Annotated in this window: 22 protein-coding genes, 1 other RNA gene and 3 pseudogenes; 10 read left to right on the forward strand and 16 right to left on the reverse strand. The window is 43.8% G+C overall.

Features of this window, described 5'->3' with window-relative positions:
* Positions 1-24: 24 nt before the first annotated feature.
* The 7 genes and pseudogenes from L0M13_RS10205 to L0M13_RS10235 form a co-directional block, all read right to left on the reverse strand.
* Positions 25-1,159: pseudogene (locus L0M13_RS10205) on the reverse strand (class I SAM-dependent RNA methyltransferase).
* The gene (locus tag L0M13_RS10210) at positions 1,156-2,904 is read right to left on the reverse strand and encodes a putative bifunctional diguanylate cyclase/phosphodiesterase (protein ID WP_235196397.1); all 1,749 of its coding nucleotides are present in this window, start codon (positions 2,902-2,904) and stop codon (positions 1,156-1,158) included. Before L0M13_RS10210 ends, L0M13_RS10205 begins: the two are co-directional and overlap by 4 nt.
* A gap of 79 nt (positions 2,905-2,983) precedes the next feature.
* Positions 2,984-3,361: RNase P RNA component class B (gene rnpB / locus L0M13_RS10215), an RNA gene on the reverse strand.
* A gap of 48 nt (positions 3,362-3,409) precedes the next feature.
* A complete protein-coding gene (gene gpsB / locus L0M13_RS10220) occupies positions 3,410-3,703 on the reverse strand; it encodes a cell division regulator GpsB (protein WP_052651436.1) in 294 nt (97 codons plus the stop codon).
* Positions 3,704-3,768: 65 nt separating this feature from the next.
* Positions 3,769-5,016, reverse strand: a complete 1,248-nt coding sequence (locus tag L0M13_RS10225; RefSeq protein WP_235196398.1) for a ribonuclease H-like domain-containing protein — start codon at positions 5,014-5,016, stop codon at positions 3,769-3,771.
* Between the two features lie 7 nt (positions 5,017-5,023).
* Positions 5,024-7,294: a DEAD/DEAH box helicase gene (locus L0M13_RS10230; RefSeq protein WP_311195550.1), complete on the reverse strand. Its 2,271-nt coding sequence runs from the start codon at positions 7,292-7,294 to the stop codon at positions 5,024-5,026.
* Positions 7,287-7,655 (reverse strand): YppE family protein, encoded by a 369-nt coding sequence (locus L0M13_RS10235; protein WP_235196400.1) that lies wholly within the window; start codon positions 7,653-7,655, stop codon positions 7,287-7,289. The genes L0M13_RS10230 and L0M13_RS10235 overlap by 8 nt, the downstream gene beginning before the upstream one ends.
* 191 nt (positions 7,656-7,846) lie before the next feature.
* On the opposite strand from L0M13_RS10235, the pseudogene recU reads away from it, so the two are divergent.
* Together recU and L0M13_RS10245 are read left to right on the forward strand one after the other, a co-directional pair.
* Positions 7,847-8,442: pseudogene (recU, locus tag L0M13_RS10240) on the forward strand (Holliday junction resolvase RecU).
* 32 nt (positions 8,443-8,474) lie between these two features.
* Complete coding sequence (locus tag L0M13_RS10245) at positions 8,475-11,213, forward strand: penicillin-binding protein 1A (RefSeq protein ID WP_235196401.1); 2,739 nt, start codon at positions 8,475-8,477, stop codon at positions 11,211-11,213.
* Positions 11,214-11,309: 96 nt separating this feature from the next.
* Here the strand turns inward: L0M13_RS10245 and L0M13_RS10250 are convergent, their stop codons facing one another.
* Positions 11,310-11,864, reverse strand: a complete 555-nt coding sequence (locus L0M13_RS10250; RefSeq protein ID WP_235196402.1) for a lysozyme inhibitor LprI family protein — start codon at positions 11,862-11,864, stop codon at positions 11,310-11,312.
* A gap of 150 nt (positions 11,865-12,014) precedes the next feature.
* Here L0M13_RS10250 and L0M13_RS10255 point away from each other — a divergent pair, with 150 nt between their 5' ends.
* The 4 genes from L0M13_RS10255 (at position 12,015) to L0M13_RS18580 (ending at position 15,470) form a co-directional block, all read left to right on the forward strand.
* Positions 12,015-12,485 (forward strand): RNA polymerase sigma factor, encoded by a 471-nt coding sequence (locus L0M13_RS10255; protein ID WP_235196403.1) that lies wholly within the window; start codon positions 12,015-12,017, stop codon positions 12,483-12,485.
* 33 nt (positions 12,486-12,518) lie between these two features.
* Positions 12,519-13,226: a hypothetical protein gene (locus L0M13_RS10260; RefSeq protein ID WP_235196404.1), complete on the forward strand. Its 708-nt coding sequence runs from the start codon at positions 12,519-12,521 to the stop codon at positions 13,224-13,226.
* A 370-nt stretch (positions 13,227-13,596) separates the two neighbouring features.
* Positions 13,597-14,751, forward strand: coding sequence for an asparagine synthase (glutamine-hydrolyzing) (asnB, locus tag L0M13_RS18575; protein ID WP_311195551.1), 1,155 nt, complete (start codon positions 13,597-13,599; stop codon positions 14,749-14,751).
* Between the two features lie 29 nt (positions 14,752-14,780).
* Positions 14,781-15,470, forward strand: coding sequence for an asparagine synthase-related protein (locus L0M13_RS18580; protein WP_311195552.1), 690 nt, complete (start codon positions 14,781-14,783; stop codon positions 15,468-15,470).
* Between the two features lie 97 nt (positions 15,471-15,567).
* Here the strand turns inward: L0M13_RS18580 and L0M13_RS18585 are convergent, their stop codons facing one another.
* Together L0M13_RS18585 and L0M13_RS10280 are read right to left on the reverse strand one after the other, a co-directional pair.
* On the reverse strand, positions 15,568-17,073 hold the full coding sequence (locus L0M13_RS18585) for a bifunctional NAD(P)/FAD-dependent oxidoreductase/class I SAM-dependent methyltransferase (protein ID WP_311195553.1): 1,506 nt from the start codon (positions 17,071-17,073) through the stop codon (positions 15,568-15,570).
* Between the two features lie 13 nt (positions 17,074-17,086).
* On the reverse strand, positions 17,087-17,491 hold the full coding sequence (locus L0M13_RS10280; RefSeq protein WP_235196405.1) for an Rrf2 family transcriptional regulator: 405 nt from the start codon (positions 17,489-17,491) through the stop codon (positions 17,087-17,089).
* Positions 17,492-17,754: 263 nt separating this feature from the next.
* Between L0M13_RS10280 and L0M13_RS10285 the strand changes: the two genes are divergently transcribed.
* On the forward strand, positions 17,755-18,123 hold the full coding sequence (locus tag L0M13_RS10285; RefSeq protein ID WP_235196406.1) for an MFS transporter: 369 nt from the start codon (positions 17,755-17,757) through the stop codon (positions 18,121-18,123).
* A gap of 44 nt (positions 18,124-18,167) precedes the next feature.
* Positions 18,168-18,959 carry an MFS transporter gene (locus L0M13_RS10290; protein WP_235196407.1) on the forward strand — a complete coding sequence of 264 codons (792 nt, stop codon included), beginning with the start codon at positions 18,168-18,170 and terminating at the stop codon, positions 18,957-18,959.
* A 67-nt stretch (positions 18,960-19,026) separates the two neighbouring features.
* Here L0M13_RS10290 and L0M13_RS10295 read toward each other — a convergent pair whose 3' ends face one another.
* On the reverse strand, positions 19,027-20,403 hold the full coding sequence (locus tag L0M13_RS10295) for a M1 family metallopeptidase (protein WP_235196408.1): 1,377 nt from the start codon (positions 20,401-20,403) through the stop codon (positions 19,027-19,029).
* Between the two features lie 399 nt (positions 20,404-20,802).
* On the opposite strand from L0M13_RS10295, the gene L0M13_RS10300 reads away from it, so the two are divergent.
* Positions 20,803-21,180 (forward strand): GNAT family N-acetyltransferase, encoded by a 378-nt coding sequence (locus tag L0M13_RS10300; RefSeq protein ID WP_235196410.1) that lies wholly within the window; start codon positions 20,803-20,805, stop codon positions 21,178-21,180.
* Between the two features lie 155 nt (positions 21,181-21,335).
* Positions 21,336-21,581: a KGG domain-containing protein gene (locus L0M13_RS10305; RefSeq protein WP_235196412.1), complete on the forward strand. Its 246-nt coding sequence runs from the start codon at positions 21,336-21,338 to the stop codon at positions 21,579-21,581.
* Between the two features lie 284 nt (positions 21,582-21,865).
* Here L0M13_RS10305 and L0M13_RS10310 read toward each other — a convergent pair whose 3' ends face one another.
* The 5 genes and pseudogenes from L0M13_RS10310 to L0M13_RS10330 all read right to left on the reverse strand — a co-directional run bounded on the left by L0M13_RS10310 (position 21,866) and on the right by L0M13_RS10330 (position 26,139).
* Complete coding sequence (locus L0M13_RS10310; protein ID WP_235196414.1) at positions 21,866-22,189, reverse strand: YpoC family protein; 324 nt, start codon at positions 22,187-22,189, stop codon at positions 21,866-21,868.
* Entirely contained in the window at positions 22,164-22,844 is a 681-nt protein-coding gene (gene nth / locus L0M13_RS10315; RefSeq protein WP_235196416.1) for an endonuclease III, read from the reverse strand. The genes L0M13_RS10310 and nth overlap by 26 nt, the downstream gene beginning before the upstream one ends.
* 13 nt (positions 22,845-22,857) lie before the next feature.
* The gene (locus L0M13_RS10320) at positions 22,858-23,559 is read right to left on the reverse strand and encodes a DnaD domain-containing protein (RefSeq protein WP_235196418.1); all 702 of its coding nucleotides are present in this window, start codon (positions 23,557-23,559) and stop codon (positions 22,858-22,860) included.
* 59 nt (positions 23,560-23,618) lie between these two features.
* Positions 23,619-24,913: pseudogene (asnS, locus tag L0M13_RS10325) on the reverse strand (asparagine--tRNA ligase).
* 35 nt (positions 24,914-24,948) lie between these two features.
* Positions 24,949-26,139, reverse strand: a complete 1,191-nt coding sequence (locus tag L0M13_RS10330; RefSeq protein ID WP_311195554.1) for a pyridoxal phosphate-dependent aminotransferase — start codon at positions 26,137-26,139, stop codon at positions 24,949-24,951.
* Between the last annotated feature and the right edge of the window lie 8 nt (positions 26,140-26,147).

Consider the following 26,147-nt stretch of genomic DNA (forward strand, 5'->3'; position numbering starts at 1 on the left):
GGCTATCGCCCTTCCGTTATCCTGTCATTTATTTTTTGGACGCTCGCCCCAGAATTGGAATAAATCGGTGCGGATAAATCCGTTGAATAATTTTCTTTTCTTTGTTGCCGGCTGTCCGTACAATGTTTCAAAACGTGGCATTGACGACAGCATATAAATGGACCATGAAGGATATTTGGCAAAAATCCGCCCCATATCGCCGATCATTTCTTCAATTTCCTCAATTTCTCCAATACGCTCTCCATATGGAGGGTTTCCGACAACGACTCCGTTTTCGCCTTGCGCTGTGAAATCTTTCAACTGGCGCTGCTGGAATTGGATCAAGTCGCCGAAACCTGCTTCTAGTGCGTTCGCTTCTGCGATTTTCACCATGCGATGATCGATGTCAGTACCTAAAATTTCTAATGGTTGATCGTAATTTGCCAGTTCTTCCGCTTCATTGCGCACTTCTTCCCACATTTGCGGCTTCATCCATGGCCAATGTTCACTGTCGAATTCCCGGTTATAGCCGGGTGCAATATTTTGTCCGATCATAGCGGCCTCAATAGCAATCGTACCTGAACCGCAGAACGGATCGATAAAGGGACGGTCCGGTGTCCAGCGTGATAATTTCACAAGGGCCGCAGCCAAAGTTTCTTTTAGCGGCGCTTCCCCTTGGTCCAGCCGGTAACCGCGCTTATGGAGGCCGGCACCGCTCGTATCGATTGAAAGCTGTACTTTATCTTTTAAAATGGAGACTTCAATCTTAAAGCGGGCCTGATTCGTCCAAGAATGAGTTGCGGTGATACGCTTTTTTTAAACGCTCGACAATTGCTTTCTTGACGATCGACTGGCAGTCCGGCACGCTGTATAATTTAGATTTTACCGATTTCCCTTGCACCGGGAAATTCGCATCAACCGGAAGAAACTTCTCCCATTCAATCGCTTTGGTGCGTTCGAACAATTCATCAAACGTATAGGCATTGAATTCCCCTGCAATGATTTTCACCCGGTCTGCTGTACGCAGCCAAAGGTTGGCTTTTGCGATATCGCGTTCTTCGCCCTCGAAAAACACTTTGCCGTTATCTGTTTGTGTTTCATACCCTAATTCTTTCACTTCATCCGCTACAATCGATTCAAGCCCCATTGCAGCCGTAGCCAGTAATTTAAATGTGGTCATATTGACGCCCTTTCCTGTTGCTTAATATTCCAAATTTCGATGAATGCGAGCAGTTCTTCTGCTGCCATCGCTTTACTATAGACATATCCTTGTATCATATCACAGCCGAGTTCTGTCAGCAGTTCCACTTGTTCAGGCGTTTCCACCCCTTCAGCTACAACGGTCAAACGGAGGCTATGCGCCAAATTGATGATGGCATCTACAATGAATTCGTTTTCTTTGATGGAGACAATTTCTTTCACAAAGCTGCTATCCACTTTCAATTGATCAATCGGAAAGCGGCTTAAATAACTTAAAGACGAATAACCGGTCCCAAAATCATCTACAGCTATGGAAAATCCAAGATCTCTCAATTCCTGGAGCTTTACTGTAGTTTCTGCCACATTGTCCATAATGGTATGTTCAGTCAATTCGAGTTCAAAGAAACTCGGTTGGCAATTCATCTTTTCAAAAATCATTTTTATCGAAGCGACGAAGTTGGGCTGCTGAAAATGCAGGCTGGAAATATTGATGGAAATCGGAACATTCAAGCTGTCATTGAAATTCATGGCAATAAAATCCCGGCAAACTGTTTCAATAATCGCTTCGCTGAGAGAAATAATCAGTCCGGTTTCTTCCGCAAATGGGATGAATTCCGAAGGCGCCACTACTCCGAGCTTTTCGCTTTCCCACCGTATCAGCGATTCAAATCCAGTCACTCGCTTTGTCTGAATATCGACTTTTGGCTGATAATGCATCATAAATGTCCGATTTTCAATCGCTTTTCGCAATTCAGCTTCCATTAAGACGAGGCGCCTCGAAGCTGTTTTTAAATCATCGAAATAAAAACAGTATTGGTTCCTGCCATTTTGTTTGGCATAATACATTGCCTTATCGGCTTTCCGGAGCATATCATCCAAAGTCATGCCATCTATCGGATAAAGGCTGATTCCAATGCTTGTCGAAATGTAGATTTCTTCATCCGCCAAGTGGAACGGTGTTTCAAGAACTTCTATAATTTTTTCAGCCATATTGGCCGCTTCAGCGGGATGTTTGATAGCAGTCAAGGCAACGACAAACTCATCTCCCCCATAACGTGCTAAAATATCCTTATTTTTCAAGAGCCCTCGAATCCGTTCTGCAACGCTCATCAACAATAAATCCCCAATATCATGTCCTAAAGAATCATTGATCTGTTTAAAGCGGTCCAAATCCAGGAAAAGAATGGCGTGGCTAAGTTCATACTTTTGGGATGTCTTGATCAATTGCTGCATCCTCTCTGTAAAATCATAGCGATTTGACGTGCCTGTCAGCGAATCTGTCAGCGCCATTTTCTTTAACTCGTCTTCGGAAGTTTTCCGGTCGGTCAAATCAGAAAAAATGCCGCAGTAATTCCGGACAATTCCATTTTCATCTTTTATCGCGGTGATGTTCAACCATTCTGGGTAGATTTCGCCATTTTTCCGGCGATTCCATATTTCCCCGCTCCATTCGCCATCTAGATTCATCTTTTCCCACATGGTTTGATAAAAATCTTGTCTATGAATGCCCGACTGAAGCACTTTAGGTGTCTTCCCTAAAACTTCTTCCCGTTCATATCCGGTGACAAGTTCAAATGCGGGATTCACATGCACAATGCGTTTGTGGAGGTCCGTCACCATAATGCCTTCTGAAACTTTAGTAAATACTTTCTCAGGCAAATCTTGAGGGAACTTGGAAATTGAAATTGCGGAGTTTTTGATGAAAGCTTGTTCGACCAAAATCATGCACCACGATTCTAATAGTATAAGAAGAAAAGCTCCCCTTCCGGAGAGCTTTTAATAAGCAATTTAAAGCCAAAAGAAATTCTATAAGCCATGTTTTGTCTTCCACGTACTCAAACGGTTTGACCCTCGTACTAGTGGACGGCAACCATCTATCTGCAAGCTTAAGCCTGCCTCTTCCTCAGTTCAATTCCTTCAGAAAAGTGCCCCTACCATAATTTGGGTTTCTCACTCGCGGGGTTTACCTCGTTCCACCTGTATAATTTCTTATACAGCTCCGTCACTGTGGCACCTTCAGGGTATTTCGGCCATATCCGAAGACTTAGGCGTTCTACCCGCCGTCAGCTGTAAAGCTGCCTTAGCTTATTGTTTCGCTAAGCGCGATCACTACGGCCATCGCAGGTCCGTGTGAGCATGGACTTTCCTCTCCGAAAAAAATCCGGAGCGATTGCCAGAATTTCAAATGGCTTTACTAGTATACGTTATTCCGGGAAAGATTACAACGAAATTACTCGTTATTCAATTTGTTGCCAAACACATGGTTTTCCAAATGGGATAACCGGCGAAGGATATCAAAATTCGTTGTCCCAGGAGCTGGTGTCGCCTGCTTCCGCGGCATGTCTTCTAATTCTGCTTTTAAGCGTTTGTTTTCATTTTGCAATTGCTCGATTTTTTTTGCGAAAATTTCATAGTCCTGGATGATTTCATCTAGGAAATGGTCTACTTCGTCTTGGTTATAACCGCGCATGCCTGTTTTAAAATCTTTTTCTAAGATATCTTTAGCTGTAAATTTATTGTCCATTTTAATCGTCCTTCCGTAAAAAGCCTGCCATACGCTAAGTATAGCATAAGGCAGGTTATAGGTCTTTATATCTTCTTCACTTCCGGACGTTTTTTTCGAAGTTTTTCTTCCAGACGCACTTGCCGTTTGATCAGATCAAGGACAATCGAATTGCGCACTTTCGTATGTTCACTCGCTTCTTTGGCAAAGCCTGCCATAATCGCCGCTTGCTGAAGGTCCTTCAGTTGATGCTCATATAATTTTGCTGCATGGATCCAAGCTTCCACTTCGACTGTGCCTCTTAAATGAGGCGCTGCTTCTTTAAATAAGCGGACGGCCTCTTCGTATAGGCCGGATCTCTTTTTCTGGATGGCGAGCAGGTATCTGGCCATCGCAGCAGAACTTCCACGTTCTAAAGCGACGTGTTCAAGATAAGCTGCGCTTTGGTCGTATTGTTTTAAATCCGCATACCATTTGCCGATATTCGTATAGGCGCCGCTCGTCTCCGTTTCAAAATCTTCCATTAACAGATCCGACGACAAAACGTATAAAGAAACCAACGACAAGATATCCAATTCATTGTGGAAAAGAACTTTTCCTAAGCCTTCCGGATAGCCGCTTTTCACAGCATCCAGGTAAATCGGCGGGATCAGATAGCCCGGGACGTCTCCTTCTCTGGCAAAGCCGAGCTTTTCTTCTTCAATCGTACTCAGCTTCATTCGTTCCAGTTCATTTTTCCATATCCGTTTTGTGCCATGGAATAAGTCAATCTGGACCGGCGTCGGGAGCTTCGGCAAAATTTGGCGATGCATCGTCCAGCGCGACATCAATTGCGGCCAGTCAAAACTTTTCCCGTTGTAGGAAAAGATGATGGGCTGTTCTTCTTCCCACAGCCTTGTTTCATAAAGAAATGCCGCTTCGTTGGATGGATCGGGCATGATATATTGGATCATTTCGAAACAATTCTCTTTTTTCACCAATAAGCCGATCAAGAAAATATAGGCGCCAGTTCCGCTGAGTCCGGTTGTTTCCGTATCGAAGAAAACAATCTTGTCATCCACATTCAATTTAAATGGATGATCGAAAGAAACGTCTTCCCATGCCTTAAGCACCCGGTCAAGTTCGTTGAGCTTCACTTTGCCATGCTGCGTATTTAAAGGGTACGTGATTTTTTTCTCGTAAACAAATCCGAATTTATTTTCTTTCAGCTCTAGTCCGATACTCTTCCATTTCTCTTCATGCAGAGGACGCTCGTTTGCTTTTGGTTGTTTCTTTTTCACTGGTTGCTTTTTCAGCATGCCTTTCATCTGGAGTAGTTTGCTTTCAAATGACATTCGCTGCTCACCTCTCTTTGCGGAGCTCGCTCAGTAAATCGATTACGTGGCTCTTCATGCTGATGGCCGCTTCCTGCGCGCCGATGCATGCCGGGCATCCATCAAGGCATGGGCATTCTTCCACATGCTGCTGGGCTTTGTCGAGCAGCGGCTGCCAGAGATCGTAAATTCTTTCGCTGATGCCGATGCCGCCCGGATAGGAATCATGGATAAAGAAAGACGGCATGCCGTTATGCGGCGATTTCACTTGAGGCACCACATGAACGTCCCTGCGGTCGCATTGGACGAAAATCGGGATAAACGATTCAATGGCATATGCAGCGCCGGTCATCGTGTCCGACAGTTCGGAATCAGAAAAATCTTCCGGCTTTTCAAAGCTTAGCCATGTAGAAGAAGTATGCAATTCTTCGGCAGGCAATGAAATAGGTCCGGAACCGATATTATCATGGCTGTCGAAACGTATTTTTTTGAAAATCGTCGGCATCGCAAGAACGGCAATATCACCGAATTGGACATCAGCAGTATGCAGTTTCCGTGTTTTGTCTTCGCTCATCACTTTCAATTCAACCGCTAAATTCGCATCGGTAAAATAATCCACGTCCACTTCACGGACGTAGGCTTTCTTTTCTTCCCAATCCAGAATCTCCACTTGGAACTGGGTTCCTTGATGAAGGTAAATGGCCTCTTCGTGCAATAAAGTCATTGCGCTGAAGCGGTCCATTTCCCCGATTACTTTTGTATTGGCAGGAATCGATTGATCGATGATGACCACATTTTCCTGAGAAGCCGAGCGCAGTGAAATGTCATGGGCAGGAAAACGGTCGCTCATCCAATGCCAGCGATCAGAAGTCCGGACAAGGACCCCTTCTTCCTGCAAATATTCCAGCAATTCCTGGACATCAAATTCTCCGTATTGGTCATCTGTCGAAAAGGGCAATTCAAAAGAAGCACATTTCAGATGATCCATGAGAATGATGATGTTCTCCGGATGGATCCTCGCTTCTTCCGGCGTCTGATCCAGCAAGTATTCAGGATGATTGATGATGTATTGGTCGAGTGCAGTGGATTGCGCCACATAAACCACAAGCGATTCATCCTGCCTTCTCCCTGCCCGTCCAGCTTGCTGCCAGGCGCTTGCGATATTTCCAGGATAACCGGTCATAATACACGCTTGCAGCTGTCCGATATCCACTCCCAATTCAAGTGCATTTGTGGAAACGACGCATTTGATCGTCCCATCGCGCAGCCCTTTTTCGATGGCTCTCCGCTCAGTCGGCAAGTAACCTCCACGGTAGCCTTTTATGGATTCGTCTTGAAGCTTCGTTTTTGTAATGGCTTTTAGATACGTGACGAGCATTTCCACCCGCACCCGGCTCTTTGCAAAAACGATTGTTTGGATATTTTGTTTGACGAGATGCGTCGCCAAATCCCGAACTTCGAGCACTGCGCTTCTTCTCACTCCGAATGTTGGATGGATGATTGGCGGATTATAGAAAACGATGTGTTTTTTACCGGACGGGGCTCCGTTTTGGTCAATGAGCACATGCTCCGTATTTGTCAGATTCTCTGCAAGTTCTTTCGGGTTTGCAATCGTTGCTGATGTGCAGATAAAGACCGGATGGCTGCCGTAAAATTCACAAATCCGCTTTAAGCGTCGGATGACATGCGCTACATGCGTTCCGAACACTCCTTTATACGTATGAAGTTCGTCAATGACTATATAATGAAGGTTTTCAAAGAATGAAACCCATTTTGTATGGTGCGGCAATATCGCTGAATGGAGCATATCCGGATTCGTAATGACGATTTGCCCCGCTTTTCTGACTTTCGTCCGGATTGCCGGTGCTGTATCGCCGTCATAGGTATACGATAAAATATCCTGGTCCATTTTTTCGATCAAATCGTGGAGATCGCTTTTCTGATCTTGCGCTAGCGCCTTTGTGGGGAAAAGATAAAGGGCACGTGCGCCTGGATCATTTAAAATTTTGTGGATCACCGGCAAATGATAGCAATACGATTTGCCGGAAGCAGTTGGCGTAACTGCTGTAAATGACTTGCCGCTCACAGCGAGGTCAAACGCTTCACGCTGGTGGGTGTATAATTTATCCACCCCTTTTTTCTTTAGTGCCTGTTTTAAACTGTCATGCATTGCTTCTGGAAATTCCGCATACATTGCAGGCTTTTCCTCTTTTGTATGCCAATGGACAATGCGCTCCATCATATCGGGTTCCGTTTTCCATTCTTCCATCAACTCGGGAAGTTTTTTTCGTTTAATCATTGCAGTCGCCCTTTTCGTCTATCGCTCGTATAAATGTCTGCAAAGTATACTGGGCAGCCTGTATGGTTTGGATAAAACGCTTTTTGCTGGTATCTTTATAAAAGCTTTGGACAAAAAATTGCGTCATCCCTTCTGCTGCCGTGTCGATTTGCGGCTTGTGGACATGCTTTGGCCGCTCCTGCTGTATATAGACTAGCGACTCCCGCTGCCACTCATTTATCAATTCATGCCAGTGATCGGCATATGGCTTTACATCGTTATAAAAATCCGGCTCGGCATCGCGTTCGCGCATGTCAAAAAACCGGTCCTGGCATTTCCCGCATTCATCGAATAGCGTGGAAGAAAGTTCTCGTACTGTCATAAATCTGCCACCTCCGTTGCCAATAGTTTATCATATTCCTTTTAGGCAGACGAATATTATCGAACAGACATTCTTTTCAGTTGGCATTTGGGAAGAGTTCCGCTATTATAAGTCTAGCAATTTTTGAAACCTTTCCACATCGGCATCGTCTAAATCCGTGTGATATGATAGATGGAGTGAGGTGTATCACGATGGCAATAAATTATCCAAACGGAAAAAAGTTCATTCCTTCTAAAGAAAAGCCCGTCGCCAAAAAGAAGAAGGATTTTTCCTTCAGCAACCGGGGTAAGACATTAGAGGATGAATTAAACGAAACAAATGACTATTACTTGCAAATGGGTTTAGCCGTCATCCATAAAAAGCCGGTGCCAGTCCAGATTGTAAAAGTGGAATATCCGTCCAGGAGTGCAGCGGTTATTCGCGAGGCCTATTTCAGAGCCCCTTCTACCACTGATTACAATGGCGTTTGGAACGGCAAATATATCGATTTCGAAGCGAAAGAAACCGAAAATAAAACGTCCTTTCCTTTGAAAAACATCCATGACCATCAAATTCATCATATGGCCCAAGTCGTCAAACAAAAAGGGGTGGCCTTCATGATCATCCGATTCTCTTCATTGCAGCGTTACTTCATCATTCGCTTTGAAGATCTCGAAGTTTTTTGGAACCGGATGATTGCAGGTGGAAGAAAATCCATCGCCTTGGATGAATTGGAAGCAACTGCAATAGAAGTAAATCCAGGCGCTTTCCGCGCCTGGATTACCTGCCTATTCTGCAAAATCTTTAAATGCAAGCATTTACGAAAGTGAGGAACCGATTGTGAGCGAAAAACCAGTTTCGCGTGAACAACGCAGAAAAGCACTCGAGCAACAAAAGAAAACAGCACGAAAAAAGCCAGGCCCAAAGAAAAAGAAAGCCTCTTCCGGCACAAGCTGGATTAAACGGATTGTCCTAGCGATCGTCTTGATTGGCGTCGTCGGATTGCTATCCGGTTTAGGATTATTCGCATATTACGCGAGCGGAGCTCCGGATCTCGACGAAGAATTGCTGCGGGACCCGATTAGCCCGAAATTTTTAGCCGCTGACGGCAAAACGGAAATTCCGTTTATGACGGTAGAGGACCGAACCTATGTCAATTACGAAGAAATTCCGAAAGAGATGGAAGCTGCCATTCTCGCAACTGAAGATAACCGTTTCTATGAACACTCCGGAATTGATGTGATCCGTTTAGGCGGCGCTGTGATTGCGAATATTACAGGCGGTTTTGGATCGCAAGGCGCAAGTACCATTACCCAGCAAGTCATTAAAAACTCGTTTTTATCCAACGAAAAAACCTTGAAGCGAAAAGCCCAAGAAGCTTACCTCGCCTATAAACTTGAACAGGAATACACGAAAGAAGAAATTTTCGAGATGTATTTCAACAAAATCCTGATGTCCGGCAATACTTACGGCTTCGGTACTGCGGCAGAACATTTTTATGGCAAGCCCCTTTCTGAATTGGGATTGCCTGAAATGGCTTTGCTTGCCGGCATGCCGCAAAGCCCAAACAACTACAACCCTTTCAACCATCCGGAAGCTGCAGAAAAGCGCCGCAATATTGTGCTTAGCTTAATGGAGCAGCATGAAAAAATCACCACTGCACAAAAAGAAGAAGCTCAAGCAGCACCTGTGACTGAAATGCTGCTGGCGGAAGAAAACCGCCCGAAAGCACCAACAGGTGAATATACAGCATTCATGGAAATGGTCCAAAGTGAATTGGAATCATTGAGCGGCGATTACTCGCTTGATGAAGGATTGACCATTTATACAACACTTGAACCCGACGTCCAAAAAGCGGTCAACGAAACAATGTCATCCGATTTATTCTTTGACGACAAAGTCGAATCAGCGATGACAATTGTTGATACGCAAACGGGTGCAATCCGAGCAATTGGGGCTGGCCGCGACTATTCCGGCGATGTCCGCATCAATTACGCTACATCACGCGATCGGGTCATCGGTTCAACCATCAAACCGCTAATCGCTTACGGACCGGCAATTGAATATTTAGACTGGTCGACCGGCCAGCCGATTGTCGACGAACCGTATTCTTATGAAGACGGAAAACAAATTCGCAACGTTGATGGCAATTTCCTTGGCGGAATGACGATCCGTGAAGCGCTTTACCGCTCACGCAATATCCCAGCGGTCAAAACTTTGAAAGAAGTCGGCGCTGAAGACGCCAAAGATTTTGTCCGTAAACTTGGACTGGATATCGAAGTCTTCGAATCCACTGCCCTTGGTTCTGACGGCATCTCGACAGTCGATCTTGCAGGTGCATTTGCAGCCTTTGGAAATGACGGCATCTATACAAAACCGCATACGATCACGAAACTCGTTTTCCGTGACGGCACGACCGAAGAAGTAGTAAAACCTGAATCGATTCCGGCAATGAAAGACAGCACCGCTTACATGGTGACAGATATGCTCCGTGATGTTGTGGACTTGAATGTACCTGGAGCGACCGGAAAAGAAGCCGCTCTTAGCGGATTAGACCTTGCCGGCAAAACCGGTACATCCAACTATTCAGCAGACGATTTAGCTAAATATGGGCTGGATTCCTCTTCTGCACCGGATGTTTGGTTCGCAGGCTATACATCTAAATATTCCGTTTCAGTATGGAGCGGCTACCCTACTCGTGAAATTGGGATCGATACCGCTTCAAATGAACGGTTACTCGCACAGCGTTTATTTACGAGTGCGATGTCCAAAATTTCTTCAAGTGCCGATACAGACAATTTCAAAAAACCGGAATCTGTTGTCGAGCTTGAAATTGAAGCAGGAAGTTCACCATTAAGATTGGCAAGTGCATTCACGCCTTATAATTTAAGATCCACTGAATTGTTCGTACGCGGCACCGAACCGACGCAAGTATCCGAACAATTCGTCCAAGAAGAGTTGGACACACCTTCTGGCCTCCGAGCAACTGTAGAGGGCCAAACGGCTAACCTCTCTTGGAATTACGATATTACCGAAGGAGTCGCGTTCGAAGTGGCGGTTGAAGTGGATGGCAATAGTTCCATATTGACCACAACCGGCGACCGTGCTTATTCATTTAGCGGCCTCGAAGAAGGCAAAACTTATACCTTCCGTGTAACAGCGGTCAGCGATGATCTTCGAAGCGATCCCGCTTCTGTCGCAGTAGAAGTTGCTGGCGCTCCTGAAGAAGAAGTCGAAGAAGAAGAACCCGTAGAAGAAGAGCCGGTTGAAGAGCCGGAAGAGCCAGTAGAAACGCCGGAAGATGAAAATCCGGACGGCAATTCGAACGGCAATAACGGCAACGGCAATTCGAACGGCAATGAGAATAATAACGGCAATGGCCAGAATAATGGCAATGGCGGAAACAATGGCAACGGCAACGGGAACGATAACGGCAATGGCGGGAATAATGGCAACGGGAATGGCGATGGCAATGGCGATGTCCCTCCACCACCACCTGAAGACGGTGATGGCGAAGGAGATGCCAATCCGGCCTCTGTTCCAGATGCAACCCCTCCTGAAGAAAATGACCAGCCATAAGAATTAAATTGAAAAAGACCGGCCAATCTGCAAAAGCAGATCTGGCCGGTCTTTTTTAGCTATTTACATTTACTCTCTAAAACCTGGCATTGCACTTTAGCCCGCTTCTTCTTTCAAGTACGTATTCGCGAGGAAAAAACATCTTTCTTTTGTCAATTCTCGGGCTTTAGAAAGCTGTGCAACACTTTCAAGCGTGCCGTCGGCAAACTCAGCCGCGGCTTCGGCCGCTCTTTGGTCGCGCAGCGCAATCCAGTCCAATTGCTTAAGCCGCAAATCTTCCATTTCTTCTGGAGTTAATTGGGTTTTAAGCACGCCGTAGATTTCATTTAAAGCTTTATCCCATCTTCTAAGCGATTCTGCCTCCCCTGCCTTCAAAGCAGCTGTTGAGCCATTATTATACGAATTCTCCAGTTTTGTCAGCGCTAAGTCAATCCGTTCAAGTTCCAGCAAATAATAGGCTTTTGGATTTTCATCCATTGTTGCCCGCTTAGTTGATTGATTTTCAGCAAGCGGTAAAGCGGCATCTTCTGCCGACTCAGCCGTTTCTGCAGGGGTTTCTTCAGCTGGTACTGGTTCAGCTAAGTCTTTTCCGGCATTGCTGCAGCCGTTCAGTAATCCTGCGGCGATAAGCAGGTAAATAATTTTTTTCATAAGGGGCCTCCAACAGCTAAATCGTTTCTTTTGTTCTGCTTGTTCCTAACGACTCAAATATAAACAGTTTCTTTCCATTTAGCAATTTAATTTAAAAAACGATACTTTTTTTCTGATCTTCGTCTATTATTTACACGGGGAGTGAAATGTATGGAAGAAGAAATTGAACAATTATACCTTGATCACAGTGATCGGGTTTACCGCTATATTTTTCTGCTGATCAGACATAAAGAAAATGCAGAAGATTTAACACAAGAAACGTTTTATAAAGCGTTTAAAAACTTAAAGTCATTCAACCACCAATCATCCGTTTCCACTTGGCTGTTGAAAATAGCGCGCAATGTCACGTATGATTTTTTGAGAAGAAAAAAGATTATCCGTTTTTTCAGTATGGAAAATGAAGATGATCTAAATGGCAACCTTCCCGCTCTTGAAGACTTGGTTGAACAGAAAGAACAAACGAGCCAATTATACAAAGCGATGAAAACCTTGAAAAAGGATTACCAGGAAGTATTGCTTCTCCGAAAAATAAACGAATGCTCCATTAAAGAGACTGCCTACATATTGGGGTGGACTGAGGCAAAAGTGAAAACAAAAACTTCGCGGCACTCGAGTCCTTGAAAAAGGAACTTATCGGAAAGGATGGTGGCTTGCATGGATCCGAACAAACAACTCGATGACCTTTTTCAGCAAATGAAAGAAGTCGACCGGTCTAAAAAAGCGCGGCAAGAAGGTTTAGTGAAACTACGGGCACGCGTGCAAAAGAAAAAGAGATTCCATTTGGCCCCTGCCTTCATTTCATTTGGCATGCTGATTGTCGCGGCTCTTCTTTTTTTGACATTTACTACAGGCGAATCCCCTGCTCCGGATAGCCAATCAGGCGTCGGCACTCCTAATGAAATGGAAGAACGCGCAATCACTCACGTGCTGAACGAAGAATTTAACGGTCCGAACAAGGAATTTATAAAGCTTAAAACCAATCCCGCCAATGTTTTAACTGGCAGCTCTACATCGGCCGAGGATTCTGACACCGTTTTTCTTTATGAATTTCTTGAAAAAACATATGGACCTTACTTTACAGAAAGCGGCTTTGATAATTTCGTGCCGTATGCTTATTTCTATCATTTAGGTGAAGAGTCTTCCTCTTACCAATTCACTTTGGGATCAGTAGAAATCAAAAAAACGAATGAGGCACCGTCTCAATACCAAATTGATTTCCAAGTTAGATTTACCAATAGCTTCGGCGTTTCAGAAAACTTCCCGATGAAGGGCATCGCCAAATTTGGAGGTGGCGGAAAACTTCAGGATATTGAATTTGAAGATCCGGAAGGCTTAAGTGTGACGATTTTAGAAAACATCTAACACTTGACCCCTCCGCTTTTCTGTCTCATACATGTACATTGCTTCTCTAGTCAATCAGACGTAAACCTGGAACTTTAAGTTCCACAATCGATATTTAAATTCCATTCGACTCCGAGCATAAGAACATGGCATGTTGAAGGAGTTCATCCCTCTAGAGAGAATTAATGTCGATTCCCTTTCATTTAAATTTTTCTGCGACTAAAAACATGATTTGCAATTTCTGAATGCTCTTATTGAGCATTCTTTTTTTGTCAAATTACCGATACTTTTTACCCCTTCAAGCGTCTATCCAAAGTAAGCAATAGCTGATGACATTTCTGCTCATTTTCCGCTTTATTGCTCATAAATTTCATTGAAGAGGTGCATAAGTATGTGTGGATTTACAGGGTTTTTAGGAGCAGTCGAACAGCCAGAAATGGTTTTACATAAGATGATGGATCGCATTATTCATAGAGGACCCGATTCAGCAGGTGAATTCGTTGAAGGAGAAGCAGCGCTCGGATTTCGTCGATTGAGCATCATTGGATTGGAAACCGGCGGACAGCCTTTTTACAGTGAAGACGGATGTCTAGTCGCCATGGTGAACGGAGAAATTTATAATTTTATCGAACTTCGCCGTACATTGATCAACAAAGGGCATGTCTTTCAAACCGAATCTGATTGTGAAGTGATCCTTCATGGCTACGAAGAATATGGCGAAGGGATTCTTTCCAAACTGCGCGGTATGTTCGCTTTTGTCATTTGGGACCGGAAAAAGAAACAATTATTCGCAGGGCGTGACATGTTCGGCATTAAGCCATTTTATTATGGCCAAATGAATAACACCTTTTTCTTTGGATCGGAAATCAAAAGTTTCCTGCCCCACCCCAGTTTTCAAAAAGAATTCAATAAAGAGGCATTGATGCCTTACCTCTCCTTTCAATATTCCGTTTTAGAAGAAACGTTTTTCAAAGGCATATTCAAGTTGCCGCCTGCGCATTATTTAATCCATCAAAAAGGCAAAACTACGCTTAAGCGATATTGGGCTCCGGAATTCAAAGAAAAAGATCTGCAGCTTAGCCATCTAGTAGAAGAAATCGACGAGAGCATCCAGGAATCCATCTTAAGCCACCGCATCAGCGACGTCAAAGTCGGATCTTTTTTATCAAGCGGCGTTGACAGCAGTTATGTAGCCTCTGTTTTAAAGCCTGACCAGACCTTTACTGTCGGCTTCAGCGATGAGAATTTCTCTGAAATCGCTAACGCGAAACAACTTTCCGATGAACTGGATATTGAAAATAAGCATTCCATTTTAAATGCCGATCGATGTTTTGAAAAGTTAGAGACCATCCAATATTTGATGGATGAACCGCATTCCGATCCTTCAATTGTTCCTTTGTATTTCTTAGCGGAACTGGCCAAGAAAGACGTTACCGTAATTTTGTCCGGTGAAGGAGCCGATGAATTATTTGGCGGCTACGAAGCTTATGATTTGTCTGCTGGGATGAAAAAATATCAAAAAGTCCGCGCTTCATCCGGACACTAGCAGCAAAAACCGCCGCTAAGCTTCCTGAAATGCGCGGCAAGCAATTCCTCATGCATGGCGGGTTGCCGGTAGAAGAATGGTTTATCGGACAAGCAAAAGTGTTCCGTGAAGCTGAAGCCAAAAAAATTGTGAAAGAAGCTTTTCATCATGCCCCAACAATCCAGGATATTGTCACCCCCTATTACAATCAAGTAAAAGGACAGGACGACTTGACCAAAAAACAATTTTTGGACATGAACCTTTGGCTCGTAGGAGATATTTTGTTGAAAGCAGATAAGATGAGCATGGCCCATTCACTGGAAGTTCGTGTTCCGTTCTTAGACAAGCAAGTCATGGCAATTGCTTCAAAAATACCCGCTTCTTATCGTATAAATGAAACGGAAACGAAACACGCGATGCGTTTGGCTGCAAGAAAAGCTTTGCCGGAAGCATCTGCTGCCAGAAAGAAAATCGGTTTTCCAGTGCCGATCCGCAACTGGATCCGCGAAGAACGGTTTTATCGCCAAATTAAAACGTATTTTACTAGTGCAGAAGCCGAAGAATTTTTCAGTATTGAAGACATCATGCAGCTGCTGAATGACCATTACGAAGGAAAAGCCAATAACGGCCGTAAAATTTGGACCATCTTCACTTTCCTGATCTGGCATAAACGCTATTTCCAACTGGATTCAGAACCTGTTGCCGCAGAAAAGCCAGTCTCTGTTGGTGCAGCAAGTTAATCGAAAAAAAGCGTCCTTTCTATGAGGAAGGGACGCTTTTTTCATTTCAATAAACACTATTAAAGATTCACAATATCTATAATAGACACAAAAAATTTTATTGTTTCTTAGCGATAAGAACATAGAGAAATTCGGTCAGGAATTTTTTTTCGATGATCTGCATGCCACTGTTCACCAATTTTTCTTCCATTTTTGCACAGGTGATCCGGGGAGCTCTTTCGCTTGCTTGTGTTGGTTCAAGTTCAATGCAGATAAAATGGCCGCCGCTTTTCAAAACGTTCATGAATTGCTGCAAAGTCTCCTCCAGAGGATTCACTTCATGGAGCACTAGGGACGCCATGATTACATCAACTGAAGCGTCTGGCAAAGGTAAGCGATCATTTCCAGCTAGAATGAGTTGGATGTTGGTGATGTGCTCCTGCTCTGCTTTTGAACGAATCATTTCGAGCATGGTTTGATCGATATCAAGCGCATAGACCGTTCCGTCCACCTTTTGAGCGAATGGCAGTGTGAAATAGCCTGTTCCAGCTCCGAAATCCAAGATATGGTCAGCTTTCTTGAGGGGGATCATGTCCATTAATCGTTCAGGGGAAAGCTCCGCTTTTCTAGCTGCACTTTCCAAATAAGCGATTTTTCCACCGTGATGATGGGTATGCTTAGATTTCGAAAAATTATTTTCCATTAATCCCAGCTCCTTCTTTTTAGCGAATTTTTCTTCCACAAGATCCGCGTTTACACCAAAAGCGGCCATGCTGCCTTCCGAAGCAGCGATAATCAATTGTGCAGGTCCTTCGATTACTGTGTCTCCGCAAGCAAAAACACCTTCAATTGTAGTGCGTTTGAAAGAATCAACTTCGATTCCGCCTTTATCATTTAGACGGCATCCGAGTGATTCTCCAATAGAAGAAGCTTGTTTCCAGTCTGGTGTAACGAATCCACCTGTACGCTGAATTTTTTGTCCTCCATCAAATTCAATCTCTTCCAGCTTCCCCGATTTTCCGCTTAACGATTTGATTTTTTCTTCCCGGATGATAATTCCCTGGCTTTCCAAAATCCTCTTTTCCTCGTCTGTCAGCTTTGACTTGCCGTTCGTGCAAACAACGAGGTCATTCGACCAATTCGAGACCATCTTGGCCATATGGAATGCCCATTGGCTTTCAGAAATGATGGCAAGCGGCTGATCTTTCAGTTCCCATCCGTCGCAATACGGACAATTGAATAAACTCATTCCGTAAAACTCTTCCACATGCTTTACTGCCGGCAGAATTTCCTTTAATCCTGCTGCCAATATCAGCTTTTTCGATTGAAAACTTTCTCCATTCTCTGTTGTGAGATGGAATAGCCCATTTACCTTTTTGACTTCCTTAACACGCTGCTTTTCGATCCGTACATCTGGATAATGGCTCAGTTCGGCATGAGCGATTTTTTTCATTTCCTGAGGGTTGATTCCATCTCTAGTCAAATAACCATGGGCTTCATTCGTCACAGCATTTCTCGGTTTGTTGTCATCAAAAAGGATGGTTTTTCTGCGGGCCCGGCCAAGGACAAGCGATGCGCTCAACCCGGCTGGGCCTCCCCCTACTACTGCACAATCCAATAACATCCCATCATCTCCTCTAAGCTTTTTTATGTTGTTCAATTTCCTTTACAAGATCAGACAAGCGTTTTTCCTGAAGCTCTTGTTTCATGTTCTCTTCCGCTTGACGCATCGTTTTTTCTATCAGGCAGCCTTCATGATGAATGGTGCAATCAAAAAGATTCGCATCTCCTTCAATTGCTTTGATCACATCAAAAAATGAGGCATCGGTTTGAGTTCGAGCAATCTTATACCCCCCTTTCGCCCCCGGAGTCGATTCGATCAACCCCGCTTTAGTCAGTTTGGTTAAAATCTTAGAAAGATAGGTTGGCGACAGCTTCTGCATTTCGGCCAATTCCTGTACCCCTACAGCATTCTCTTTTGGCACCCGCATTAAATGGACCATCGTATGAAGTGCATAATTAGTCGCATTTGAATACTTCAACTTTTACTCCTCCTCTCAATAAAAGATATTAAAGACTCTTTTTGTCTGTAATTAGATTAACATGTCCTTTCTTCCGTGTCAAAGCAGTTCTTTCCGTTTTATACGATTGTGCGTATAATAAATTTAGAAGTATTTTGATAAATCTGAATCCCCCATGGATTTGTCTCTTCATAGAAAGGAAGCCGCTGCCCATGAAACGTCCAATTTGATATCCCTTCTTCGTTAGAATTTTAGTTGAAAAATGAATTCTTGGGGGATTATTAATGAAATTGAATCGCAATTTCACCATTCTATTGACCGGCCAATCTTTCGCCAATATTGGCGATGTGCTTTATATGGTCAGCATTATTTATATGATTTATGAATTGACTGGCTCTGCAGCATCTGCTGCATTTGTTCCTTTTATTATCACCAGTTCCATGTTTGTTTCCAATGCCTTGACGCCTCTTCTCATGCAGCGCTTTAACTTAAAATGGCTGCTTGCAGGCTCGCAGATCGGCAAAACAGCGCTATTGTTTGGATTAGCCTACGGGATGCCGCTGTTTTCACTTTCCAATTATTATTTCGGTTTCTTCATTATCGGGTTAATCGCTTTATTGGACGGCTGCGCGGTCCAGCCACCCAATCGCTGATTCCCATTTACGTGGAGAAAACGCGGCTCCTGAGAGCGAATGGTGTGAATGATGCCATCACCCAATCGATTCAGACCGTGATGTGGTTTATCGGCGGTTCCCTGTTGTTTTGGTTGGCTGCTAATGACATTCTTTGGCTGGCTGCCGGCTTATTTTTAATTTCAAGCCTATTGCTCTGCTGCTTGTCTCCCGTTGCTTATAAACCGGACAGCGTCCGGACTAACTGGCAGCAAATTAGCCATGGCTGGAAGCTCGTAGCGAAATCGCCTTTTTTGAAGCGTATTGCTTGGATGGATTTTTTGGAAACGGCAGCAGGCACTGTCTGGATTGCCGCCATTCTTTTAATATTCGTTCAAGAGGCCCTTTTCAAGGGTGAGGCTTGGTGGGGATTCATCAACGGCTCTTTTTTTCTTGGCTTGATTGCGGGCAGCCTATTGTGCCTGTCGTTTTCTCGGGTATTCGAGGAGAAATTAAGTTGGTTCATTTTTGTTGGCGCTTTTATCAGCAGCATCGCGACGTTCCTTTTCGGTTTATCCGGTTTTCCTGTTCTGGCTTTGCTTCTTTCGTTTTTGGTAGGAGTCGCCGGTCAAATCAAAAATATCCCGCAACAGACGCTGATTCAGTCGAGTACAGCTGAATCCGACTTGCCGACTGTTTTCACCACTTTAGGTGCGATTGCGACTGGCACTTTCGGCATCGCATCTCTTTTAATGGGAATCATCGCAGATGTCTTCGGAATTCGCTCTGTATTTATGCTTTCCGGTTTTCTGCTCCTAGTTGTTGGATTGATCGTCTATAAAGGCAGAGTCCTCTTATGGCGTCCCCAGCAACTTTAAAATCCATAATACGAAAAAGACGACAGGAATCCTTTTCCGGTCGTCTTTTCCTATCAACTTATATTTTCTATTTCAGCCAGCTGTCTAAAAACTCACTTTGGTCCCCTTCAAAATAGGCTTCAAAAAACTGCTTGAACGCTTCGCTGTCGACTTGCTTGAATTGAAATTCCTTGTAATAGGCAGATAAAAATCCAAATGCCGCTTCCGTCCCTCCATTCGCTTCAAAAAACTCTTTGAAAAGCATCGGTACTTTACCGTAAATCGTGGAATAATAGGTCGGTTCTTCAAAATCGTCCAATGGAATATTGGCGTATTTTTCTGTCGGGTAAGCCGCTTCCGCAAACGCGGCGTCTTCAAATCCGCTGTCTGCATCCCCGTTCTGTCCGCTAATATACAGCGCACTGCTAAACTCCGTTAAACTCTCATCAAGCCACGATTCCCGGAAAGGGTCATTCGTGACGAGGTAATAAAACCATTGATGGGCAATTTCATGGATCAATACGGATTCAAGCGCTTCCTGTTCGGATGCCACTTCAATCATATTCGGATATTCCATATAGCCATCATTTGCGATAATATCCAATTCAATGTTCGGATTATCGCCAATCTGTTCTTCAAAATATATGTAGGCGTCCGCAGCCATTTCAGCCGTCGTTTCGAGAACCCCAGAACCCTTTGGCGCAAACACCCTCAGTTCTGTGTCATTGGCTTTGATGCTCTGCGTTTCCCAATCGTCTGGATCCAGTAATGCCAGATAAAAATCCTTGATATTTTCACCTTTCACCGTTCCTGAATCGGCCGGTGCCATTTGGCCATCTTCTGCGGAAGTCGCGACCAAATATTCTTCCGGCAAACGGTAACTGACTAGATAATTTCCGTAGCCCGTATCATAGGATTCCCCTTTTGGATCGTAATCCTCTATTACCCATCCATCTTTATAAATCGCAAGCATCGGATACCAATGGGCCAGATAAAAATTATTGTCTATTTGAGATAACCGCATGCCATATTCGGGCAGACGCATTCTGTAGTTGATATCCACTACGACTGTCGACTGCGGTTCCAGGTGTTGGTCCAATTCGACCAGCAAGCCATTATTGTCTACTTGATACTCTGCCTTTTTCCCATTAACTGAAACTGAAGCAAGCTTAAGAGCGGCATCATCGTATTCGTAAAAAGGTGTTTCTTTTGAATTCATCGCATTTGGCACCAAAAAAAAGCCGATATCTTTTAAAGACTGGTCAGATGAATTAGTGACGGTAATCGAAGCATCAACTCTCACATTGTCTTCTTTATCCAACACAAGTTTCAGTTCATAGTTTGCATCAATATTTTCCGGTTCAGCTAATAAGGCGCAGTTGAAGAGACACGTTCTGCTGTTTAAAAATAGTATCAATGAGACTGCAGCTACAAGTCCAGCCAGTATCCATCCAAATTTCTTCATGATAGTTCTCCATTTCTAGAGCCTCTGGCTTCATTTGCTACCCGTATTCCTTCCAGCGGCTCAAGTGAAACCTCAATTGGCTCATTACTATCAGTTTACCATCATCCATGCATCGATTCTTAAAAACTTATGACAAGCGTTTTACTTTACTTCATAAATGAAGATAGGTATTATGGTCTTGAATAAGATGTACAGAGCCGACTCGCAAAATCATTATAAGCAAAAGTTGGTTCATGATTTATGACTAGATCAATTCCATAAACTGCAGGCAGTGTATTCCAGACAATAGTGCTGGCAATAACGCCAAAAAGAATGTTCCATTCTTTTTGGCGTTTTTTTATTTCCTGCCCATTGCTCTTATAAATGATTTTCAATTTTAAGTACCTGGAGGATGTTAATTTGCTAGTTAAATATAAAAAATTAAATGAGAAAATCGCAATGGGGCTGCTTTCTTTTATGCCCCGCGAACATGATTTGCAAACTTTACAGAATTCAATGGATAGATACACAGAGGACCCCAACTGGCAATTATATCTGTGGAAACAAGATGAAGATTTGGTCGGAGTCATTGGGATCGAGTTAGACGAATTGACTTTCACGGTCCACCACGCGGCCGTTAATCCATCATTCAGAAATGAAGGAATTGGCCAGCAAATGATTGAAAGAGCTCAACAGCTGCATGAGACATTGGCAATGTGTTCCACACATGAGACGAAAGATTTTCTTGAAAAATGTTGGGCAAATCAATATCCGTTAAAAGAAAGTTTGGAGAAATAGGCTTAAAAAAAGTCCAAGAATTCGTTTTCCGCAAAATGAGAACATACTGGTGGAAATTATTACAAATTGGTAAAAAATTCAATTATTGTGTTTTAATGTAATTTATTTGAGGTAGATAATTAATGTAACAAAATACGATTTTAGGAGGAATTGAAATGGCAAACCAAAACGATGATAACAAAATGAGCAGAGAAGAAGCTGGCCGCATGGGCGGTGAAGCAACATCTGACAGCCACGGCAAGGAATTCTATGAAGAAATCGGTTCTAAAGGTGGCCAGAACAGCAATAGCGGCGGCCAAAACAGCAGTAATAATAGCAGAAACAACTCCAATGATGGCAAAATGAGCAAAGAAGAAGCTGGCCGAAAAGGCGGAGAAAACAGCAACGGCGGAAATTCTTAATTTCCTTAAAGCAAAAAGACAAAGCGCATAGTCGTTTTGTCTTTTTATTTTAGATAAGGCAAGTGAGTTACGTTTCTTACAAAATCTCTTTTGTAAAACTCATCTCCTAGCTTCTTTGTGCCCAAAAAATGATCGAAACATCAGATCTAATCTACAGAATAATGAAAACTTCTCCGTACACCTCATTTACCATGCCAAATGATGACCAGGAGAAAAAAGCAAATTCTTCGCAGCAGTCCTATCCAGATTAAAAAAAGACCTGCTGGCTTTCAGCAGATCCTCTATTACAATAATTCATTTTTCATTTGAATTCTTTTCGCAGCTATCTTCTTTTTCATCTCGGAAAACAATTCATCCAATTGGCGAAAAGCCGCGTAGTTGCCCGGACGCTGTTCAATAAAGTGAATGCGCTCGTGGCCGTTCATCGGAAAAATTTGTTCTTCGCAATGAGTGAGCAAGGCTTTAAATAGATCCAAGCCTTGCATCATCTGTTGAGCTGTTTGATTGCAGCGATTTTGATGCAGGTTTGAAATCTCTTCAGCTAATACCGCCCATTGTTCAAAAAACGGAGAAACGGATTCTTTAGTTAACTTCTGTGATAATTTCACGCTTGACCAACCCTTTGTTTTCCCGTTTCTTCCCTTCTCTGCAGCGCTCGAACAGCGGACAGATATGGCACCCCGGATTTTGGGATTTGCAGTGGTAGCGGCCAAAAAAGATGATTTGATGATGGGTTTTCGACCAGTCTTCTGCTGGCGTTTTTTTCATGATCGTTTCTTCCACTTGAAGCGGATTGTCTTTCCAGCGGTTCAACCCCAGCCTTTTTGCGACACGCTCGACATGGGTATCAACTGCAAGTGCAGGTATGCCAAAGGCAACCGACACGACGACATTCGCCGTTTTGCGCCCGACTCCCGGCAGCGTCATCAACAAGTCGCGGTCTGGCGGAACTTCACTGCCGTACTGGTCGATCAGTATCCGGCTGAGCGCTTGGATGTTTTTAGCTTTGTTCCGAAAAAGGCCGATAGAACGGATGTCTTGCTGAAGCTCTTCTAGTGGCACGGAAATATAATCTTCCGGAGTTTCGTATTTCTGGAAAAGCGTCGCAGTGACTTTATTGACCAGTTTATCGGTGCACTGGGCAGACAATAATGTAGCGATCAACAGATCGAAAGGGTTCCGGTGGATCAATTCACAATGCGCATCCGGAAACATGCGATCCATTTCTTCCAGGCATAGAAGCCATTCTTTTTTCGTCATCAATTGCATTCACCTACTAATTCCGGTCCTCCAGCCAATTGTAAAATTGAACTTTTTTTGTCGTGCTTGCTGCTGGCTGAAGCTGGATATTTTTCTCTCTGAACGAAGTTGCATGGCGTGATACTTCCATTGATGTTTTGATGTTTTTCTTTTTCCATTCAAACAGGATGCGGTCCACGTAGCGAAGGCTGATCTTTTGAGAAATGACCGCTTCTTTTAGCGCCATGCGGATAATTGCCGGACTGTGGCCGTCCTGGTCCATCCACATCGAAATCGTTTCAATTTCCATCGGTGAAAGAAAGCGGCCGAATTCCTGTTCAAACAACTGGAATACTTCGCCCTCCAATGCTTTTTGGGAAAGTTCTTTTTCTTCCTGCTTTTCTTTATAAACACAATCCAATAAGCGTTCCCATAAGGGCTGCAAGGAAATATGCTCGGTTATCAATTCTTTGTCATTTTCCTGTTCGATGGCTAAATAGCCTTGCTGCATCAATTTTTGAATCATAGTGGTTACATGGTTTTGAGAAGTCATCATGCGGCTGCCAATTTCGTCTGGCGTCGGAAACGGGTTTCCGGCTTCCAGAAAAGCATGGACATGCATGATTAACATGGCTTCTTCATCTGTTATTTTCAATTCTTTATAGAATCGAAAAAAAAGCTGGGAAATGGTAACATTTCCCTGCTCGATCCAAGTTTGCAGTCGATCCGGCTGTTTCATATCCCAACCACCTTTCTATTCTGTTTCATTCAAACTTCTATCTGTTATTCCAAAAATTATTACGGGTATAGACGGTTCAACAAACGCGGGAATGGAATCGATTCTCTGACGTGTTCTGCGCCACTGATCCAAGCCACTGTCCGTTCAAGGCCTAATCCAAATCCGGAATGCGGCACAGCTCCGTATTTGCTCAGTTCCAAATACCAAGCGTAAGCTTTTTCATCGAGGCCATGCTCTTGGATGCGCTGCTTCATCAATTCGTAGTCATAAATACGCTCCGAACCACCGATGATTTCTCCGTACCCTTCCGGTGCAATAAGATCTGCACAAAGTACGACGTCATCGCGTTCTGGATGCGGCTGCATGTAGAATGGTTTGATGCCGATTGGGTAATTGATGATGAATACCGGCATGTCATAGCTTTCAGCAATCGCTGTTTCATGCGGTGCTCCGAAATCGTCTCCCCATTTGATATCATCATGGCCGTTATCGTTCAACCATTTGATGGCGTCATCATACGTGATGCGCGGAATGGTGCTTTTATGTTTTCAAGTTTCGATGTATCACGGCCAAGGCGCTCCAATTCCAGTTTGCAATTTTTCAATACCGACTGCACAAGGTGAGCGACAAATTGCTCTTGGACTTCCAAGCTTTCCGCATGTTCAACAAAAGCCATTTCCGGCTCGATCATCCAGAACTCGATCAAGTGGCGACGTGTTTTCGACTTTTCAGCACGGAACGTCGGACCGAACGAAAATACTTTTCCTAATGCCATAGCAGCTGCTTCCATATAAAGTTGGCCGGATTGCGAAAGGTATGCGTCTTCGTCAAAATACTTCGTCGCGAAAAGCTCAGAAGTTCCTTCTGGTGCAGATCCTGTCAAAATCGGTGGATCCACTTTCACAAATCCGTTATCGTTAAAGAATTCATACGTAGCACGGATGATTTCATTGCGGATTTTCATGATGGCATGCTGCTTACGCGAACGCAGCCATAAATGGCGGTTGTCCATCAAGAATTCCGTGCCATGCTCTTTCGGTGTAATCGGGAAATCTTTCGCTTCGTGAAGAACTTCAATGCCGCTCACTGCCAGTTCATAGCCGAAAGATGAACGTGTGTCTTCTTTTACTTCACCTGTTACATACAATGAAGTTTCTTGAGTAAACCCTTTTGCTGTTGCAAAAAGCGCTTCTCCAACTTCTTCTTTTACGACAACTGCTTGAACGAATCCAGATCCGTCGCGCAATTGAAGAAAAGCGATTTTTCCGCTTGAGCGTTTGTTAGCGACCCAAGCGCCTAATTTTACTGTTTGTCCATTATATTTAGCCATTTCGGCAATTGTAATCTTTTTCATCATAGCCTCCAAAAATTTAAGTCAATAGTTGTCTTTTAATCGTTCCATTTTGATTGGACAAATTCGTGAATACGTCCAACCGCTTTTTCAAGTGCTTCAAGCGATGTCGCATAGGAAAGGCGGATTGTTGAATGCGAACCGAATCCAGACCCTGGAATTACAGCTACATTCGCTTCAGTCAATAATGCAGTTGCAAAATCATCCACTGAATTATAGCCTGTCTTTTGCGCAGCTTCCGAAACATCCGGCAAGAGGTAGAAAGCACCTTGCGGACGAAGCACTTTAAATCCTGGAATGGCTGCGACTTTCGGGAAAATCGTTTCCAAACGGCTCTCAAACGCTTTTCTCATTTCTTCTACAGGTTCTTGCGTCCCGTTATATGCTTCAATTGCAGCGTATTGGGAAGTCGTTGTCGGATTTGATGTCGAATGGCTTGCAAGGTCTGTCATCGCTTTAATGATTGCCGCATCTCCTGCTGCATAGCCAATGCGCCATCCTGTCATCGAATGGGATTTCGAAACGCCATTAATGACGATTGTCCGATTTTTTGCATCATCTGACAATTCGGCAACGGAGGTATGGCTCGCTTCTCCGTAAATCAGCTTTTCATAAATTTCATCCGAAACGATTAAAATATCGAATTCACGGCAAACTTCCGCTAATTGCACCAATTCCTCTTTTGTGTAGATCATGCCCGTCGGGTTGCTTGGCGTATTCAAGATAATCGCTTTTGTCCGATCTGTAATTGCTTCGCGCAGCTGCTCTGCAGTAATTTTATACTCCTGGCTGGCTGTAGCTTCTATGTATACAGGAACACCTTGAGCCAATTTCACCTGTTCAGGATAGCTGACCCAATAAGGAATCGGAATGATGACTTCATCGCCTTCATTGAGCAATACTTGAAACAGCGTATAAAGCACGTGTTTTGCACCGATGCCGACCATGATTTCGTTTGGCTGATAGCTTAATTGCTGATCGCGCTGAAGTTTATCGATGATCGCTTTTTTCAATGCCGGAAGTCCGCCAGAAGGCGTATATTTCGTTTTCCCTTCCTTCATCGACTCGTAAGCAGCCAATAAGATATTTTCAGGAGTGTTGTAATCCGGTTCTCCTGCTCCTAATCCGATCACATCAACGCCTTTGGCTTTCAGCTCATTCGCTTTTGCTGTGATCGCTAGAGTAGTTGAAGGCGTTAAAGTCTGTACACGATTTGCTAAGTTAATCAAAGTTGTTC

The sequence above is a fragment of the Planococcus sp. 107-1 genome (genome assembly GCF_021513255.1).
Classification (GTDB): Bacteria; Bacillota; Bacilli; order Bacillales_A; family Planococcaceae; genus Planococcus.

What these genes read in the sequence shown, in the direction of transcription:
- L0M13_RS10260 (WP_235196404.1), top strand. Translation starts at nt 12,519, where the DNA reads ATGGATCCGAACAAACAACTCGATGACCTTTTTCAGCAAATGAAAGAA.
- L0M13_RS10295 (WP_235196408.1), bottom strand. Translation starts at nt 20,403, where the DNA reads ATGAAGAAATTTGGATGGATACTGGCTGGACTTGTAGCTGCAGTCTCA.
- L0M13_RS10255 (WP_235196403.1), top strand. Translation starts at nt 12,015, where the DNA reads ATGGAAGAAGAAATTGAACAATTATACCTTGATCACAGTGATCGGGTT.
- L0M13_RS10210 (WP_235196397.1), bottom strand. Translation starts at nt 2,904, where the DNA reads ATGATTTTGGTCGAACAAGCTTTCATCAAAAACTCCGCAATTTCAATT.
- L0M13_RS10320 (WP_235196418.1), bottom strand. Translation starts at nt 23,559, where the DNA reads ATGAAACAGCCGGATCGACTGCAAACTTGGATCGAGCAGGGAAATGTT.
- asnB (WP_311195551.1), top strand. Translation starts at nt 13,597, where the DNA reads ATGTGTGGATTTACAGGGTTTTTAGGAGCAGTCGAACAGCCAGAAATG.
- L0M13_RS10225 (WP_235196398.1), bottom strand. Translation starts at nt 5,016, where the DNA reads ATGTCATTTGAAAGCAAACTACTCCAGATGAAAGGCATGCTGAAAAAG.
- gpsB (WP_052651436.1), bottom strand. Translation starts at nt 3,703, where the DNA reads ATGGACAATAAATTTACAGCTAAAGATATCTTAGAAAAAGATTTTAAA.
- L0M13_RS10250 (WP_235196402.1), bottom strand. Translation starts at nt 11,864, where the DNA reads ATGAAAAAAATTATTTACCTGCTTATCGCCGCAGGATTACTGAACGGC.
- L0M13_RS10305 (WP_235196412.1), top strand. Translation starts at nt 21,336, where the DNA reads ATGGCAAACCAAAACGATGATAACAAAATGAGCAGAGAAGAAGCTGGC.
- L0M13_RS18585 (WP_311195553.1), bottom strand. Translation starts at nt 17,073, where the DNA reads ATGTTATTGGATTGTGCAGTAGTAGGGGGAGGCCCAGCCGGGTTGAGC.
- L0M13_RS10235 (WP_235196400.1), bottom strand. Translation starts at nt 7,655, where the DNA reads ATGACAGTACGAGAACTTTCTTCCACGCTATTCGATGAATGCGGGAAA.
- L0M13_RS10230 (WP_311195550.1), bottom strand. Translation starts at nt 7,294, where the DNA reads ATGATTAAACGAAAAAAACTTCCCGAGTTGATGGAAGAATGGAAAACG.
- L0M13_RS10285 (WP_235196406.1), top strand. Translation starts at nt 17,755, where the DNA reads ATGAAATTGAATCGCAATTTCACCATTCTATTGACCGGCCAATCTTTC.
- L0M13_RS18580 (WP_311195552.1), top strand. Translation starts at nt 14,781, where the DNA reads ATGCGCGGCAAGCAATTCCTCATGCATGGCGGGTTGCCGGTAGAAGAA.